This window comes from Neisseria sp. P0021.S006, assembly GCF_051956895.1.
This window is the reverse complement of the sequence record NZ_JBQCWZ010000192.1, coordinates 1-2020: the sequence shown is the minus strand read 5'-3', so window position 1 is coordinate 2020 and position 2020 is coordinate 1. Positions and strand designations below refer to the sequence as shown.

Annotated in this window: 1 protein-coding gene; it reads left to right on the top strand. The window is 52.5% G+C overall.

Annotated elements, in window-relative coordinates:
- Positions 1-1862, top strand: a 1862-nt coding sequence (locus ACTHUM_RS12365; RefSeq protein WP_440402997.1) for a TonB-dependent siderophore receptor, incomplete at its 5' end; no start/stop codon positions are given.
- Positions 1863-2020: the final 158 nt, after the last annotated feature.

Below are 2020 nucleotides of genomic sequence, written 5' to 3'. Positions count from 1 at the left end.
GCACATCCCAACACATGACCTTGCGCGGCATGGGTCAGAACTCTGTCGACATCAAGGTGGACAACGCCTATTCCGACAGCCAAATACTGTATCACCAAGGCCGTTTCATCATCGACCCTGCGCTGGTCAAAATCGTCTCCGTACAGAAAGGCGCGGGCTCGGCATCTGCCGGTATTGGTGCGACCAACGGCGCGATTATTACTAAAACAGTCGATGCCGAAGACTTGCTAAAAGGTTTGGACAAAAACTGGGGCGTGCGCCTCAGCAGCGGCTATGCCAGCAATGACGGCGTAAACTACGGCGCCAGCGTGTTCGGAAAAGCCGGCAACTTCGACGGCTTATTCTCTTACAACCGCAACGATGAAAAAGATTACGAAGCAGGTAAAGGCTACAAAAGTCCCAACGGCGGCAAAACCGTACCTTACAGCGCACTGGACAAACGCAGCTACCTGGCCAAAATCGGAACAACCTTCGGCGACGGCGACCACCGCATCGTGTTGAGCCACATGAAAGACCAGCACCGGGGCATCCGTACTGTGCGTGAAGAGTTTACAATCTTCGAGTCCAACCCTGCAAAAGACAGGCAGAAACCCTCATACCGTGAAACTACCCAATCCAACACCAACTTGGAGTACACGGGTAAAAACCTGGGCTTTGTCGAAAAACTGAACGCCAACGCCTATGTGTTGGAAAACGAACGCTATTCCGCCGATGACAGCGGCAGCGGTTACGCAGGCAATGTGGCAGGTCCGACCACAACCAAAATCACCACCAAAGGTGCAAATATCAACTTCGACAGCCGCCTTGCCGAAAAAACCCTGTTGAAATACGGTGTCAACTACCGCCATCAGGAAATCAAACCTCATACCTTCCTGAATTCGCAATACACCAGCACCAATGCCGCCCTGCAAAGTCTGGTACGCGGATACAGCCTGACCAACCCGACCAAAACCGATTACGGCGTGTATGTCGAAGCCATCCAAGATATCGGCGATGTTACCCTGACCGGCGGTCTGCGTTACGACCATTTCGATATCAAAACCCATGACGGCAAATCGGTTTCAGACGGCAAAGTCAACCCGAGTCTGGGCGTAATTTACCAACCTGTCGAAAACTTGAGCTTCAGCGTAAGCCACAACTACGCCAGCCGCAGCCCGCGCCTGTATGACGCGCTGCAAACCCACGGCAAACGCGGCATCATCTCGATTGCCGACGGCACTAAAGCTGAACGCGCGCGCAATACCGAAATCGGCTTCAACTACAACGACGGCACGTTTGCCGCAAACGGCAGCTACTTCTGGCAGACCATCAAAGACGCGCTTGCCAATCCGCAAAACCGCCACGACTCTGTCGCCATCCGTGAAGCCGTCAACGCCGGCTACGTCAAAAACCACGGTTACGAATTAGGCGCGTCCTACCGTACAGGCGGCCTGACTGCCAAAGTCGGCGTAAGCCACAGCAAACCGCGTTTTTACGATACGCACAAAGATAAATTGTTAAGCGCGAACCCCGAGTTTGGCGCACAAACCGGCCGCACTTGGACGGCCTCCCTTGCCTACCGCTTCCAAAATCCGAATCTGGAAATCGGCTGGCGCGGACGCTATGTTCAAAAAGCCGTGGGTTCGATATTGGTGGCAGGTCAAAAAGGTCGCGACGGCAAACTGGAAAACGTTGTACGCCAAGGTTTCGGTGTGAACGATGTCTTCGCCAACTGGAAACCACTGGGCAAAGACACGCTCAATGTCAATCTTTCAGTCAACAACGTGTTTAACAAGTTCTACTATCCGCACAGCCAACGCTGGACCAATACCCTACCAGGTACCGGACGTGATGTACGCTTGGGCGTGAACTACCGCTTCTAAGCAATCAGCTTGAAAAAGCCGTCTGAAAACAAAAGTTTTCAGACGGCATCTAGCTTTATAATCCGATACAAGTTATCATTTCGATTTACTTTATTTCCGACTACGGAGAAACTCTATGTTACGTTTGACCGCTTTAGCCGTATGCTGCACCCTCGCTT